The sequence below is a fragment of the Cupriavidus gilardii genome, from assembly GCF_017598945.1.
GTDB lineage: Bacteria > Pseudomonadota > Gammaproteobacteria > Burkholderiales > Burkholderiaceae > Cupriavidus > Cupriavidus gilardii_E.
The window spans coordinates 30069-45322 of sequence record NZ_JAGFTW010000050.1; the positions used below are offsets into that span (position 1 = coordinate 30069).

The following is a 15254-nucleotide window of genomic DNA, read 5'->3' on the forward strand; positions in this document are numbered from 1 at the left end:
CATCGGTTCTCGCCGATTTCACAGAGCCCACCGATACCACCGATACCCACCGATACCAGAACTGCAAGGAGCCTGAGATGACCCAAGCGCATGCCTTTACCGATCGCGCCGACGTCGGCCACTACATCGGCGGCCAGCGAACCGGCGGCAGCAGCCAGCGCCGGCAGGACGTGTTCAATCCCGCCACCGGGGAGGCCGCGCGCCAGGTCGTGCTTGGTGACGTCGCCGACGTCGATGCCGCCGTCGCCGCGGCCGCCGCTGCGTTCCCCGCCTGGGCCGACACGCCGCCGATCCGCCGCGCCCGCGTGATGCAGCGCTTCCTGCAGCTGATGAACCAGCATCGCGACACGCTGGCCGCGATCATCACGGCCGAGCACGGCAAGGTCTTCTCCGACGCGCAGGGCGAAGTCATGCGCGGTATCGACGTGATCGAATTCGCCTGCGGCATTCCGCAGCTGCTGAAGGGCGACTACACCGACCAGGTCAGCACCGGCATCGACAACTGGACCATGCGCCAGCCGCTGGGCGTGGTGACCGGCATCACGCCGTTCAACTTCCCCTGCATGGTGCCGTGCTGGATGTTCCCGGTGGCGATCGCCGCGGGCAATACCTTCGTGCTGAAGCCCAGCGAGCGCGATCCGAGCGCCAGCCTGTTCATGGCCGATCTGCTGGCCGAAGCGGGACTGCCGGCCGGCGTGTTCAACGTCGTGCAGGGCGACAAGACGGTGGTCGATGCGCTGATCGCCCATCCGCAAGTGAAGGCCGTCAGCTTCGTCGGCTCGACGCCGATCGCCCAGGCGATCAGCCAGCGCGCCGCCGAATTCGGCAAGCGCGTACAGGCCCTGGGCGGCGCCAAGAACCATCTGGTGGTGATGCCCGATGCCGATCCCGAGATGGCCATCGATGCGCTGATCGGCGCGGCCTACGGCTCGGCCGGCGAGCGCTGCATGGCGGTGTCGGTCGCGGTGCTGGTCGGCGATACCGCAGATCGCCTGATCCCGAAGCTGGCCGAACGCGCCCGCGCGCTGAAGATCGGCAACGGCATGAACCCCGAGGCCGAGATGGGCCCGGTGGTTACGCGGCAGGCGCTGGAACGCATCGAGGGCTATATCGGCCTGGGCGTGGAAGAGGGCGCGACCCTGGTGCTCGATGGCCGTGGCCATCGCGTGGAAGGGCATGAACAAGGCTTCTTCACCGGCGCCACGCTGTTCGACAACGTCAAGCCCGAGATGCGCATCTACCGCGAGGAAATCTTCGGCCCGGTGCTAGCCTGCGTCCGCGTCAAGGACTTCGCCGAGGCGGTCGAACTGATCAACGCGCACGAATTCGGCAACGGCGTCGCGTGCTACACCAGCGATGGCGGCATCGCGCGCGAATTCGCCCGCCGCATCGAAGTCGGCATGGTCGGCATCAACGTGCCGATTCCGGTGCCGATGGCCTGGCATGGCTTCGGTGGCTGGAAGCGCAGCCTGTTCGGCGATACCCATGCCTACGGCGAAGAGGGCGTGCGCTTCTATACCAAGCAGAAGTCCGTGATGCAGCGCTGGCCGCAGAGCATCGGCAAGGGGGCGGAGTTCGCGATGCCGACGGCGAAGTAAGGTCGACGGATTGTCCCGCGGTGCGGCTGGTGGCCGCTCGCCGGGATCCATTCAAACGAGCGGCGCGTGAGATGGATTACGCGGCGCTCGTTTCGCTTTTGACTTCGTTCAATAGCCATTGCAGGAAGCGCGCAACAGCGGGCTTTTCTTCCGCCTTCGGCAAGGTGACGGCGTAATACGCGAACGCCGTCGGCCACGGCCGATCCAGCGCAATCGCCAGCCTGCCTGCAGCAATTTCGTCCCGCGCATAGATGTCGCGCACCAGCGCGATCCCCTGACCCGCTTCGGCCGCGCGGATCAGCAGGAAATCGTCATCGAAAGCGGGGCCCCGCTCGATGCGGGGATCGTCTTCCACGCCCATCGCCTTCAGCCATAGGCGCCAATCCGATCTGTCCGAATCCTGCAGCAAGGGATAGTCGAGGCAGTCGATCGCTTTATGGATCGGCGGCCCCTCGGCCAGCAGCTTCGGACAGGCGACCGGAATCAAGACCGGTGCCATCAGATAGTGCGCTTCCAGCCCGGAGTAATGGCCCAGACCATGGCGAATGGCGATGTCGACGCGGTCGCGGCGCAGGTCTGCCATAGCGGACGACGCTTCGACACGCACCTCGATCTCCGGGTGCTGATCGGTGAATGTGCCCAGCCGCGGCACGAGCCACGATGCGGCGAAGGTCGGCACCGTGCTGACCGTCAACGTCTGCCGCGCATGGATGGCGTCCAGCATGGCGAGGCTTGCCTCGATCTGATCGAACGCCCGCAACAGGGCCGGATGCACCTGCGCCCCGGCCGGCGTCAGTTCGACGCCGTAGCGTGTGCGGCTGAACAGGGTGACCCCGGTACGTTCCTGCAACAGCTTCAGTTGCTGGCTGACCGCGCCGGGGGTCACGCCCATCGCATCGGCCGCCCCCTTCAGGCTGCCGTGCCGACCGGCTTCGACGAAGGCACGCAATGCCAATAGCGGTAGTACGGAGCCCATGCGGTTGGATTTTCTATTGTCGGTGTTCAGGGGAAATCGATGATGGTGAATTAATCGCCCGGGCAATCGATGTACGGCATTTGTGTATTTAGTCTATCTACTTTTCCTGGAATGGCAAGCGACCGCCTTCCCTGCAGCATAGCGCGCCATCTCCTGGGCGGTGCAGGCTCATTTCAGCCGCCCTGAGAATTTAGCTGCGCTACACATCGTCGCCAGATTAAATCGTTTCTTGTTGCCGTTGTTTCGCAATAGAGTTGGCTCTGTTACGCCAATAAGGAAACAGCCGATGACAATCAACGCTTTCACCGACGAGGATTTGCGCACGACCGACATGCCCGGTGCCTCCGCACCGGCGTTCGCCATGCATGCGGGCTATCGCCGCATGTTCAGCCCGGATGCGCTCACGCTCGGCATCTTCCTGCCCTTGCGGTTCTATCAAGGGGACATGAGCGTCCTTTCCGGCCAGGCGGATCTGGTGACAAAGATCGATCGCTACGGTTTCGCGGCTGTCTGGGTGCGCGATGTCCCGTTGTTCGACCCGAACTTTGGCGATGCCGGACAGCTGTTCGATCCCTTTACCTATCTGTCCTTTCTGGCGGCGGGTAGCCGGAAAATCGCGCTCGCGACAGGCAGCGCCATCTTTCCCCTCCGCCATCCGATCGATCTGGCCAAAGCCGCGACGACGATCGATCAGCTTTCCGGTGGGCGGCTGGTGCTGGGCATTGCGTCGGGAGACCGGCCGGTAGAGTTTCCCGCTTACGGCATCGATCACGAGGGGCGGGGCGAACGATTTGCCGAGACGGTTGCCTACTTCCGACAGCTGATGCACGACGGAAGGCTCGACATACGCTCGTCCTTGGGATCCATGCGGAACGTCGAACTTCTCCCCAAGCCAGTGTCAGGCTCGATCCCTTTGATTGTCACGGGATCGTCCCGCCAGTCGCTCGAATGGGTGGGGAAATATGCGGACGGATGGTTGTCGTATCCGGGCCCGACACATGATCGCGTCGGTCCGCAGCGCCTTGCCGAAAAGATCCGCGCGTGGCGCGCCTTGATTCCAGATGGCGGTTTCCGGCCTCATATGACCAACGAATGGCTGGATCTGGTGGACAACCCCGACTATCCGCGCACACCGATGAATGGCGGATTCACCCTGAAGACCGGCCGCAAAGGCCTGATCCAACTGCTTGAAGATTGGAAAGCGGCAGGCGTCAATCATGCCGCGCTGGGCATTCAGTTTTCGTCGCGTCCCCCGGCGGAGATCCTGCAGGAGTTGGCCGAGGAGGTGCTGCCGTTGTTCCCTTCGCATGAAGGGGCCGAGCCGGCGAACGCCGATTGGTAGAGGAACCCGGGCGCCGGCATCCATAACAACGTCTTTGACAGGGTTAATGCCCGCCGGCGCCGATGCTGGCAAAATCCGCACCGCGGCCCGTTGGGGCAAGCCTTGAACCTGCCGAATCGCTGAATTGCATCGAGCAGGTTTTTTACTTCTTAATTCCGTACCGATCGATATAAAACTAATGACAAGCGTGTCCACCACACCTTCCTCGACTCGCGCGGCGGCGGCCATGCCGTTCGCCGTCTATATCCTCGGACTGACCGTTTTCTGCCTGACCACCTCGGAATTCATGGTGGCCGGCATGATGCCGTCGCTCGCCGCGGCGTTCGGCGTGCCGGTCGAACGCATCGGCTATCTGGTGTCAATCTATGCGGCCGGCATGGTGCTCGGTGGACCGGTGCTGACCGTGGCGCTCGCACGCGTACCGCTGCGTCCGGCGCTGCTCGGCTTGCTTGCGACCTATATGGTCGGGCAGATCGGTTGCGCGATGGCCGATGACTATCTCGTGATGGCGATCGGCCGAGCCGTGACGGGGATCGCCGCCTCGGCATGCTTCGGCATCGTGCTGTCGATGTGCGCGGAGATGGTGGCGGCAGAAGTCCGTGGCCGTGCTGCGGCGATCGTGATCGGCGGCCTGATGATCGCCACCGTCGCGGGTTTGCCGCTGGCGACGCTGGTCGATTTGCATCTGGGTTGGCGGGCCAGCTTTTGGCTGCTGGTGGTATTGACGGGCCTCTGCGTGCTGGCGGTGCGGTGGAAGATCCCCGCGACGTTGGCGACCAGCACCAACGGCATGCGCAGCGAGCTCGCCTCGCTGGCCAATCGCGAACTGTGGGCCGCCTATACGACCAGCGCGCTGATCATCGGCGCGACGTTTGCCGGCTTCAGCTATTTCGCTCTGGTACTGACCAAGGTGTCGGGCTTCTCGCCGTCGTCGATCCCCGCGCTGCTGGGCCTGTATGGCCTGGCGACCGTGATCGGCAATGCGGTGATCGGCCGCTTTGCCGACCGGCATACGATGCGCATTCTGCTGTGGGGATTGGTCGTGCTGGCGGGCGCGTTGGCATTGTTTGCCGTCTACGCCGATCAGCCGGTGGTCGCGGTCGTTGCGATGTTGCTGGTTGGGCTGACGGGCGTATCGCTGAATCCCGCGATGGTGGTGCGCGTGATGCGGGCCGCGCCGCCGGGGCCGCTGGTCAACACGATGCATACCGCGGTGATCAATATCGGCCTGATGTCGGGGTCGTGGCTTGGTGGGGTTGGAATCAGCCAAGGTTGGGGACTGCGCTCGCCGTTGTGGGTTGGCACAGTGCTGGCGGTGGTTGGCGTGTTGGCGGTGCTGCCGTATGCTGTGCGGCGATCGCGGGCTTCGGGTGCCGGCTTTGAGGCGGAGTGTGCGAAGGGATAGACCTGCTCCGCGTCGAGCCAACCTTGATCACGCCTACTTCACAGCAAACCAAGCGCGCGCAGCTTTGCATCCGGGGCCGAGTATGGGCGCTCGCAGATGATCTTGTCCGAGTCGGGAGCGAACTCGAACGTGGCAGCAATCCGGATGCGGAAGCTGCGGCCGGTCGGCTCATAGGTCTTTCCGTTGGCCTTCAGGGGGCCAAGGTGCGTGCCCTGGAGCCAGAATTCCACCAGCACGGTGTCGCCATCTGCCGCAATGGCGATGATCTCGTTCTTGAGATCGGGAAAGGGCACCCGCGACGAATCGAAATACCCGCGGACTTCGGCTTCACCATCGAATACCGTCCCGCTGCCGTGCATCTCGTATCGTGGATGCGCGAAGGTGTCGATCACGGCGTCCCAATCGTGGACGCACTCCAGCGCCATGTGGTCGCGTACGGTTTGGATCCGTGCTTCATTCAGTGTGGAAGGCATAGAAGTTCGTGTGGTGGCGTAATGGAGAAGGGCGCTGCCGTGCGTGTGCGGCAATGCGTCAGTCAAGCGCCATGTGCGCCTGTTTGGCGATGGATTTCCACATCGGGATATCACGCGCATTGATGGCTTGCTGCTCGGCACCCGAAACGTACTTGGCCGTAATGCCGAGCGACAGCAATTTGCTGACGACTTCGGGTTCGTTCAGCGTCTGCTCGAGCACGGCAGACAGCTTGTCGACGATCGGCTTCGGGGTCTTGGCGGGCACATACATCGCCCATGTCAATTCCCGATCGAAGTCGACGCCTTGCTCCTGATAGCTGGCCACGTTCGGCAGGCTCGGCGAGCGTTTCGTACAGACCGCCAGTGCCTTGACCTTGCCTTCCTTGACGAACGGCGTCGCGGTAACCATGTCGACGAACGCCACGGAGATATGGTTGCCGAGCAGGTCGGTGATGATTTGCGAGGTGCCCTTGTAGGGAACGTGCTGCAGCGGGATGTTTGCCTTCTGGCTCAGGACCTCGCCGCAGAAATGTCCGGTCGATCCCGAGCCCCAGCTGGCGTATTGAATCGGCGCCTGCTGTTTCCGCGCCAATGCCATCAAGTCCTTCAAGTTGTTTGCGGGGTATGAATTGGACGCCACCATGACGATGGACGAGTTGCCGATAGTCCCCAGGCTCTGAAAATCGCGCACCGGGTCATAGGGCAACTTCGCGTAGGTCGCCGCCGCCAACGGATGGGTCGACATGCCGCCGATCATGATCGTGTAGCCGTCCGGCGTCGCCGTTGCAACCGAGTGAGTTCCGATCGTGCCCGCCGCACCGGGCTTGTTCTCCACCACGACCGGTTGCTTCAAGTGCGCGGCGAAGCGCTCGGCCAGAAAGCGGCCCAGGGTGTCACCGCCACCGCCGGCGGAGAAGGGCAGCAGCATGCGGATGGGGCGATCGGGATAGGCTCCCGGGTCCGCCGCCTGGGCTACCGTGGCTGCTACGGCCAGCAGCGCGGTGGTGAAGAGCTTCTTCATGTCTGTCTCCATGGAGTCCGCCCGTTCTGCGATGCGGGCTTTGCGGGTGACGTTTCTTCGAAAGTGGAAACGTTTCCATTTCAGTGTGGTGGGCCTTCGCATAGGCGGCAATCATGGTTAACGCTATGACGCACATAGGTTCTCTGCCACTACTGTATCGATATGGAAACGTTTCCAAATGCAACGACATGGAGGCAACGATGAGCCTGCTGTTCGGCGGCGTATGCCAGATCGGCTACGTCGTACGCGATATCGAGAAGGCGATGCGGCACTGGAGCGAGGTGCTCGGTGTCGGGCCGTGGTTCTACAAGAAGGAAGTCGGCGCGACCGAATTTCGCTACTACGGGGAGCCGTCGGCCTTGCCCGGTTTGTCTATCGCGCTTGCCAATTCCGGAGGCGTGCAAATCGAGCTGATCCAGCAGCGTAATGCCGCGCCTTCGCTATATCTCGATTCGTTGAAGAGCTTCGGCGAAGGCATGCAGCACATCGCGTACTGGACCGACGACCGCTTTGACGAGTTCGCCGAACGATTGCGAACGAGCGGCTATGTCGAGGGCCACGGTGGACGCATGGGCATGCGGGGGAGATTCGCCTATTACGTGCATGCGGATCTGCCGGGCAATGTCGTCGAGATTTCGGAAATGACCGGCGGCAAGGGTGAATACTTTGCGGCAATTGCCGAGGCGGCGAAAGGCTGGGACGGCGCCGATCCGATCCGGAGGATTGGAGCGCCACAATGAACGCAACCGAGGGAAGGGAGTCGGGCCGCGGGGTCGCGGTGGTGACTGGTGCCGCGCGTGGCATCGGACTCGCGATCGGCAGTCGGCTCGCGGCGGACGGATATGCAGTGGCGCTCTGGGATCGGGACGAGTCGCTACTCGATGTTGCCGCTCGATCATTGCGCGGCAATGGCGCCCAGGTACTGGCTGTGCCCGTCGACATTACGGAACGCGGGCTGGTAGATCGGGCCTTCGCGCAAACCGTCGACATGCTGGGTACCCCCACGGTGTTGGTGAACAATGCCGCCATCCTCGGACGCAGAGGACCGACTATCGAGGCATCGATCGATGAGTGGAGACTTGTCTTCGACGTCAATGTCTTCGGCGCATTGCAATGCGTGCAGGCAGTCGTGCCTGCGATGGTCAAAAACGGCTGGGGCCGCGTCGTCAACGTGGCGTCGATCGCCGGCAAGGAGGGCAATCCGTTTGCCGGCGCTTATGCGGCCTCAAAGGCCGCATTGATCTCGATGACGAAGAGCCTGGGCAAGGAGCTCGTCGAGACCGGCGTCCTCGTCAACTGCATCACGCCCAGCGCCGCAGATACCGACATCTTCGGCGAGCACGACGACGGCCAGCGGGCGCAATTGCAGGCACGCCTGCTCGAACGTGTGCCGATGAAGCGTTTTGTGCGGGTGGAAGAAGTCGCGGAAATGGCTGCATGGCTGTGTTCCGAGCGCTGCAGTTTCAGTACGGGCGCCGTGTTCGATATCAGCGGCGGCCGCGCGATGTACTGATGCGCGGCGGATAGGGCGGGGCCATCGGATCGACGATAATAGCGGCCCCAGGGCCCGCTACGATTACCGCAAGCTCAGACCTTCAAGCCGGATCATCGATGACCAGCCGAACGCGCACCCCCAGCTCCGACACGCCAGCCCGCGTCACGATCCGCGACGTGGCGCGCGCCGCCGGCGTCTCGGTGGGCACGGCATCGCGCGCACTGAACCGCAGCGGCCCGGTGAGCGAGGCCGCGCTCCAGGCCGTGGAGCGCGCCGCGAAGGCCCTGGCCTATGCGCCCGATCCGATCGCGCAAAGCATGCGCACGGGTACCTCCGGCGTCGTGGGCTTGCTGGTTTCCGATCTGGCCAATCCGCTATACGCCCGCATCATCACGGCAGTCGAAACCCGGCTGCAGCGCGAAGGTTATGCAATGGTGGTCGGCAACACGCATAACGACAAGGCGCAGGAAGAACTGATGGTGGACCTGTTCCGTCGCCGCCGCGTCGACGGGCTCATTCTTGGTCCGTGCGAAACCGAGCGCCCCGACTACCTTGCCCAAATCTCCCGGGATCTCCCCGTCGTCGCCATGGACCGTGACTTCCACGCCCCGGGTTCTGGCGTACATGTCGATCACGCTCGGGGTTCATACGAAGCGACCCGATACCTGCTTGACCTCGGGCACACGCGCATCGCGCTGATGACATCCGACGGCGCATTACGCCCGGGCCGTGAGCGCATCAGCGGCCATCGCAAAGCGATGGAAGAACGCGGTCTTACCGTGGACAGCGCCCTCGTGCGCTCCAGACGCTCGGCGATGGATCTGTCGTTCAGCGATGCCCTGGCGCTGCTATCCGCAAAGGATCGGCCCACGGCGTTCATCTGCCTCGGTACACGGATTCTTTCTGGCGTCCTGCAGGCGATGAAGCAGACAGGGCACCGCATGCCGGAGGATGTCAGCCTGATCTGCGTGGGGGATAGCGATCTCGCGCAGCTTTATACGCCGGCGATTACGGCGATCGATTGGGATCTGGAGGCGGTGGGGACGGCGGTGGCGGAGATGTTGTTGCGGTCTATCGGCTTTGGGAAGACCGTAGAGGGCGAGGAGATTCGGCTGACGACGCGTGTTGCCACGCGGGAATCTTGTGCGCCCCCCGCGGTGGGAAAGACCTGATTGATCGGCATATGCTTCCCACTGCTACGCCAATCGCAGATCCCGCAACATATCCAGTACGTGTTGCGTCGGCCGCTCAACGTGTCCCGCACGATGCGCAATACCGAGCCGGCGCCACAACGCCGGGCGCAGCGGACGCATGACAATGCGCTTGTCGGGTAATGGCGCAGTCGCCTCGTGGGGTAACAGCGCAGCGCCGTAACCTGCCGCTACCAGACTCTTGATCGCGTCGTTGTAGTTGAGCTGAATGCGAGGCACAGGATGAAACCCCGCAGTCGCGAACCACTCCGCAGTCAGGCGAGAAAGACGCGTGGTGGCGTCATTGAGAATCAGAGGTTGGTCAGCGAGCCATTCGGGCGTGACGCGCGCTGGGCACTTCCAATGCGCCGGCACAAAGGCCATCACGGGGTCGCGTCTCCAAGGCTTGATCAAGAGTCCAGCCACCGGCGGCTGTGGCAGTGCGACCAGCCCCACATCCAGCGTCCCATCCACCAGTCGGGACAGTGTTTCCTGTGAAGTGAGCACTGCGACCTGAATGTCGATAGCGGGGTGGCGCTGGCGCAGACCCTCGAGCGCTTGGGGCAACAGATGCGCGAGCGCGCCAGTCGATGCAGCGAGCCGCACGCGTCCTTCCAGCCCCTGTACCTGGCGTTGAATATCGTCTAACGCCTGCTCCGCATCGGCAAGCAGTCGGCGCGCACGTTCCACGAGCACCTCTCCTATCGCCGACGGCCTGACATGTCCGCGCTTGCGCGACAGAAGTGGTGCCCCGATGCGGTCTTCAAGGTCGGCGATATGGAGGCTGACCGTTGGTGGCGCCAGGTGCAATGCGCGGGCCGCATCGGCAAATGAGCCGAGGTCTGCAATGGTGACCAGAGTGCGCAAGCGGTCCAGGCTGATTTCTCGCATGTCGGCGTCCGGATTCAGGAGAACTGAATGTCAGCGTTATGAAATTCAACTTTCTCTATTGTAGCGGTCCACTGAACATAGGGCTCGTTCGTCGTTTTACTGCTTACATCTCAAAGTCAGCGGAGTATTTCACGTATGAGCTCTCCCGTTGTTTTCATCGACGGCGACCAAGGCACCACCGGGTTGCTGATCCACGAACGCCTGCGCAACCGGACGGACATCAGGCTGATGACGCTTGCTGCTGCCGAACGCAAGGATCTTCGGCGTCGCGCAGAAGCCCTCAATGCCTGCGACATCGCCATCCTCTGTTTGCCGGATGCCGCCGCACGCGAGGCCGTGGCCGCCATTGTCAATCCGGCGGTTCGCGTCATCGACGCAAGTTCCGCTCACCGTACACAGCCGGATTGGACTTACGGATTTCCCGAGATGGCGCCGGGGCAGGCGGAGCGAATTGCAAACGCCCGCCGGGTTACCAATCCCGGGTGCTATCCGACTGGTGCGATTGGCCTGCTGCGGCCGTTGGTGCAGGCGGGGCTCATACCGGGCGATTACCCCATCAGCATTCATGCGGTATCCGGCTACTCGGGGCGAGGGCGCGCCGGCGTGGAGGAATATGAGGGGCCGGGCGCCGCTGGCGCGCCGTCATTCCAGATCTATGGGCTGGAACTCGCGCACAAGCACACCCCGGAGATCCAGCAGCACGCCGGCCTCGCGCAGCCGCCTATCTTCGTGCCTGCATACGGATCGTTCCGCCAGGGCATCGTGCTGACGGTGCCGTTGGCGTTGCGGCTGCTGGCACCTGGAGTGGATGGCGACACGTTGCACGCCTGCCTCGCGCGCCACTATGCCGGCGCGGAGCACGTACATGTCTTGCCGCTGCAAGAATCGCGCGTCGCGAAGCAACTGGATCCGCAAGCGCTGAACGGTACGAATGACATGCGCTTGGGCGTATTTTCTGGCACGAAGCACGGGCATGTCCTTCTGTCCGCGGTCTTTGACAATCTCGGAAAGGGCGCATCGGGTGCGGCGATTCAGAACCTGGACCTGATGCTGGCGTAGCAATCGTTGGGGAGAACTCTTTACCAATCGCGCCCTTACGCAATGCAGAGGCCTGGCAACTCCGGGATGCGGGCCAGCGTTCGCCCTGCTATAGGCGCCACGCGCCAGGGGCAACCATGCTTTCGAGGGGTCAAGTTTTTGCGAGTGCTGCCGTCACTGAATGGATGTTGAACGAGGGGTGCCTCAGGAGGTCCGGTTACATTGGTGATAGACACCCCTCGTCAAGATCAGCCCACTAAGGCTTAACGGGAAAAGCATCGAAGCAGATTCCACATGAAGATCATCAGCGCGGTCACGATTGGCGCCCTTACGTTGGGGTTCAGTATTGCAACGGCAAGGGCGGATACCGCAACAGCGGCGGGGAACATTGAACTTGGCGATTTAGTGCCAGAGGAAGTAAAGACTGAAGTCGCACCCATCGCGAACTTGGCTGCACCGAACAACTTGTCCGTCGAGTTGAAGATTGACGAGTTAACCGGGGAAGGTGCGCACGCTAATTCCCAAGTGTGGAGCTATAGGCGTCTCGACAACGGTCTCACCAACCTCGTCAAGCAAGGTATCGGCAGTAAGAATTCGGACAATGTCCTTACCGTTTGTGGTCTGATTGACATCATTACAGTCAGACAAACAAGAATGTCTAGAGTGGTTGCGTTTCCGGTTCCGATTATCGAATCATCAAATACGGATTCGATCAGGAAATATGGCAGCCTCAAGGCTGATATCGCCGCGATCTGCGCACCTCGTGCAGACTCCAGTTTCTCTATCGAAGGTACCGTTCTGCTTGACATGAACTTCAGCGGAACGGGCGGCGAGCGTACGATCAATCAACGGCTGGATGAGAAGACCAGTTGTCATGTTGGTGCTACGCCATCGCCTGCGTCGACCCTTGTTCCTGGACTGACGGGGGACTATCTACGGGTGTCGTGCGAGACTTCGTGGTCCAAGTTGCCTGCAGTGCGTTCGGAGTTTGTATTTTTGAAGGACCTCGGACTTTATTTCCCGTTATCTCGGGATATCTCGCCAACGATTCGCTCGTCATTCAAAATAAAGCATGTTGATCTGATGAGAAAATAGTGCGTGTACCAATGAAGGCTTGTCGACCATCGCCTCGGGCTCCGACCCTCTTTTCCTCCTGGCGTTCACGGTTGCCCGCTCTAGCCACTATGAGCGCGCTGGCTGCAAGTTGTGCTTCCGATTTCCCTCGTCCAGCGGACTGGGCGCCGCCCATGGCTCCAAGCGATGCCAGTTGCCCCGCGTTCGACGGGATCTACTGGAACCAAGGCGAGTCGTCATATCGGTACGCCTCGGCCGCTGAGCGGACGTTGTCCGTACGCCTGCTGAGCTTCACGCCTCGAGACAAGGCTGGGCGCGTACATCTGCGATTGGCCGGCGGCTCCCGGTTGGAGGTGACCGTGCTGGGCTCCACGAACACCGTCCTGTATAGCGCGGTGCTCCGGGGTGGGCGGGACAACGGGGAAGAGCAGTTTACGTGCTCGGACGGCGTGTTGTGGTTGGCTGCGTCGGTCCAGGTGATGAAGGACGGCACTGGCGTGGTACGCAGTCGTAAGCAATTCGGTTTGGCGTTGGCAACGGACGGTGCGCTGACAGGAGTCGAGCGCAATACAGGGGCCGCCCTCATCGCCTGGGTAGTACCGCTCGTTCAGTCGCAGGACATCTGGTTTCGCTGGCCGTACGCCACTTCATCCGGCCAGCGATGATCTGGAGGCGGCTTGACCGTCAGCATGGCGTGCGCCGGTGATGAAGGCCCCATACCGGTACACGACTTCGTAGCCCGGCACGCCGGCCTCGGCGATGGTCGGGATGTTCTCCCGGTGGCCGCGCATGACACGCGCGCAAAAAAAGCCCTGCTGAACCATCGTCCAGCAGGGCTCTTAGTTGGTGATATTGCGATCTGGCCGATCAGCGCTTCGCCGATTGATCGCCCTTCGCATACACCCGCTCACCCCCCACCCAAGTCTCCAGCACCTGAATCTTCCAGATGTCCGCCGGTGCGACCTTGAACAGATCACGGTCCACCAGAATGAAGTCGGCCCACTTGCCACGCTCCAGCGACCCCAGCGTCTTTTCCTGATGCTGCGCGTAGGCGGCATCGAGCGTGAACGCGCGGAATGCCTGCGGCAGCGTCATCGCTTCCTCCGGGTGCCAGCCGTTGATCGGGCGGCCTTCATGGTCGGTGCGCGTGACCGCGGCGTGCAGACCGTAGAACGGATTGGCCGATTCCACCGGGAAATCCGAGCCGCCCGCGATCACGGTGCCTTGCTTCAGGAAGGTCTGCCAGGCGTAGGCGCCCTTGATGCGCTCCTTGCCGATGCGGTCTTCCGCCATGTTCATGTCGCTGGTGGCGTGCGTCGGCTGCATCGACGCAATCAGGTTCAGCTTCTTGAAGCGCGGGATATCGGGCAGTGAAACGACTTGCGCGTGCTCGATCCGATTGCGCAGCTCGCGGCCGCCCACGTCCTTGTAGGCGACTTCCATGGCGTCGAGCACTTGATGATTGGTCTTGTCGCCGATCGCATGCACATTGACCTGGTAGCCGGCCTTCAGCGCGCTCTTCACGTTGGCCTGCATCGCGGCATCGCTCATGAATAGCAGGCCGCTATGCGCGTGATCGTCGGTGTAGGGCTCCATCAGCGCGGCGCCGCGGCTGCCAAGCGCGCCGTCGCCGTAGACCTTCACGGCGCGCAGATCGTACCGGTCGTTGCCGTAGCCGATCAGCGGACCCTTGGCGGACAGCGTCTTGAAGTCGTCGCCGGTGTCGCGAATCATCCCGTAGATGCGCGTGGTCAGCTTGCCCTGGTCCGCGAACTCGCGATAGATGCGGTCGTCGGCCACGGTCACGCCGGCATCGCCGACAGAGGTCAGGCCCAGCGCGTTCAGATGCGCGACGGCGGCGGCCAGCGCGGCACGGCGATCGTCGTCGGAGTAGGGCGGGATCACGTTGTTGACCAGCGCCATGGCCTTGTCGATCAGCACGCCGGTCGGATTGCCGTTGGCATCGCGTTCGATACGGCCACCGGCCGGATCCTTGGTGTCACGCGTGATACCGGCCGCCTGCAGCGCCTTGGTGTTCAACCACGCGGCGTGGCCATCGACGCGCACCAGCCGCACCGGACGGTCGGATACCGCCGCATCGAGCTCGGCCGCAGTCGGGAAGCGGCCCAGCTTCCAGTTCACCTGATTCCAGCCATAACCGAGCAGCCACTGGCGCTGCGGGTTCTTCTGGCCGTACTCGCGAATCAGGCCTTGCGCTTCCTGCAGGCTTTTCGTCCCCGACAGCGAAATCTCGGTCGTCTTGAAGCCCAGCCGGAACACGTGGCCGTGGGCATCGATCAGGCCCGGCAGCAGCGTCTTGCCCTGGCCGTCGATGCGCTTCGCATCGGGATATTTCGCGCACAGCGCGGCGGCATCGCCGGTTTCCAGCACCTTGCCCTGGTCGAACACCAGACCGCTGAAGCTGGCGATCTTGTCGTTCTGCAGCGTGTAGCCCTGTACGGACTCCACCAGCGTGGGAGCGGCATGTGCATGAACGGCTGCCATGGCGGCCAGCGCCAGCAGGCTTGTGCGAATGGACTTCTTCAAGATGACTCCTTGTTGTTGTGCTGTGTTTTCTTATGGTGTGTCGATGACGCCCGGGACGGCGCCGATCCACGGCGTGCGCCGCGAGTCAATGACCGAGCAGCGGCCTTCCTCCTGCCCGCCATATGACGGGCGGCATCATAAGAGAAAACAGGGGTGGGGGAAAGACCGAGGGAATGCCCGACCAGCAAAACGCAGTACCATCGC

Annotated in this window: 15 protein-coding genes; 9 read left to right on the plus strand and 6 right to left on the minus strand. The window is 62.6% G+C overall.

The genetic code is table 11. From position 1 onward, the window contains the following. Positions 1-77 precede the first annotated feature (77 nt). Positions 78-1598, plus strand: coding sequence for a CoA-acylating methylmalonate-semialdehyde dehydrogenase (locus J5T34_RS18460; protein ID WP_208581593.1), 1521 nt, complete (start codon positions 78-80; stop codon positions 1596-1598). 76 nt (positions 1599-1674) lie between these two features. Here the strand turns inward: J5T34_RS18460 and J5T34_RS18465 are convergent, their stop codons facing one another. Next, entirely contained in the window at positions 1675-2574 is a 900-nt protein-coding gene (locus J5T34_RS18465) for a LysR substrate-binding domain-containing protein (RefSeq protein WP_208581755.1), read from the minus strand. Positions 2575-2935: 361 nt separating this feature from the next. Here J5T34_RS18465 and J5T34_RS18470 point away from each other — a divergent pair, with 361 nt between their 5' ends. Continuing rightward, positions 2936-3916, plus strand: coding sequence for an LLM class oxidoreductase (locus J5T34_RS18470; RefSeq protein WP_208581757.1), 981 nt, complete (start codon positions 2936-2938; stop codon positions 3914-3916). 178 nt (positions 3917-4094) lie between these two features. Beyond that, positions 4095-5321, plus strand: coding sequence for an MFS transporter (locus J5T34_RS18475; protein ID WP_347880670.1), 1227 nt, complete (start codon positions 4095-4097; stop codon positions 5319-5321). Between the two features lie 38 nt (positions 5322-5359). Here the strand turns inward: J5T34_RS18475 and J5T34_RS18480 are convergent, their stop codons facing one another. Both J5T34_RS18480 and J5T34_RS18485 read right to left on the minus strand, forming a co-directional pair. Next, positions 5360-5794: an ester cyclase gene (locus tag J5T34_RS18480; RefSeq protein ID WP_208581595.1), complete on the minus strand. Its 435-nt coding sequence runs from the start codon at positions 5792-5794 to the stop codon at positions 5360-5362. 58 nt (positions 5795-5852) lie between these two features. Then, positions 5853-6815: a Bug family tripartite tricarboxylate transporter substrate binding protein gene (locus J5T34_RS18485; protein WP_208581597.1), complete on the minus strand. Its 963-nt coding sequence runs from the start codon at positions 6813-6815 to the stop codon at positions 5853-5855. A 200-nt stretch (positions 6816-7015) separates the two neighbouring features. Between J5T34_RS18485 and J5T34_RS18490 the strand changes: the two genes are divergently transcribed. The 3 genes from J5T34_RS18490 (at position 7016) to J5T34_RS18500 (ending at position 9482) form a co-directional block, all read left to right on the plus strand. After that, positions 7016-7555, plus strand: coding sequence for a VOC family protein (locus J5T34_RS18490; protein ID WP_208581599.1), 540 nt, complete (start codon positions 7016-7018; stop codon positions 7553-7555). After that, positions 7552-8328, plus strand: coding sequence for an SDR family NAD(P)-dependent oxidoreductase (locus tag J5T34_RS18495; RefSeq protein WP_208581602.1), 777 nt, complete (start codon positions 7552-7554; stop codon positions 8326-8328). Before J5T34_RS18490 ends, J5T34_RS18495 begins: the two co-directional genes overlap by 4 nt. A gap of 98 nt (positions 8329-8426) precedes the next feature. Then, positions 8427-9482: a LacI family DNA-binding transcriptional regulator gene (locus J5T34_RS18500; protein ID WP_208581604.1), complete on the plus strand. Its 1056-nt coding sequence runs from the start codon at positions 8427-8429 to the stop codon at positions 9480-9482. A gap of 24 nt (positions 9483-9506) precedes the next feature. Here the strand turns inward: J5T34_RS18500 and J5T34_RS18505 are convergent, their stop codons facing one another. Further along, positions 9507-10391 (minus strand): LysR family transcriptional regulator, encoded by an 885-nt coding sequence (locus tag J5T34_RS18505; RefSeq protein ID WP_208581606.1) that lies wholly within the window; start codon positions 10389-10391, stop codon positions 9507-9509. Between the two features lie 135 nt (positions 10392-10526). On the opposite strand from J5T34_RS18505, the gene argC reads away from it, so the two are divergent. From argC to J5T34_RS18520, 3 genes are all read left to right on the plus strand, one after another. Then, the gene (gene argC / locus J5T34_RS18510; protein WP_208581608.1) at positions 10527-11450 is read left to right on the plus strand and encodes an N-acetyl-gamma-glutamyl-phosphate reductase; all 924 of its coding nucleotides are present in this window, start codon (positions 10527-10529) and stop codon (positions 11448-11450) included. 273 nt (positions 11451-11723) lie between these two features. Next, positions 11724-12524: a hypothetical protein gene (locus J5T34_RS18515; protein WP_208581609.1), complete on the plus strand. Its 801-nt coding sequence runs from the start codon at positions 11724-11726 to the stop codon at positions 12522-12524. A gap of 338 nt (positions 12525-12862) precedes the next feature. After that, positions 12863-13168 (plus strand): hypothetical protein, encoded by a 306-nt coding sequence (locus J5T34_RS18520; RefSeq protein ID WP_208581611.1) that lies wholly within the window; start codon positions 12863-12865, stop codon positions 13166-13168. Here J5T34_RS18520 and J5T34_RS18525 read toward each other — a convergent pair. After that, entirely contained in the window at positions 13151-13327 is a 177-nt protein-coding gene (locus J5T34_RS18525; RefSeq protein WP_208581613.1) for a hypothetical protein, read from the minus strand. The two genes, J5T34_RS18520 and J5T34_RS18525, sit on opposite strands and share 18 nt — an antisense overlap. 43 nt (positions 13328-13370) lie before the next feature. Beyond that, positions 13371-15050: an amidohydrolase gene (locus J5T34_RS18530; protein WP_208581615.1), complete on the minus strand. Its 1680-nt coding sequence runs from the start codon at positions 15048-15050 to the stop codon at positions 13371-13373. Between the last annotated feature and the right edge of the window lie 204 nt (positions 15051-15254).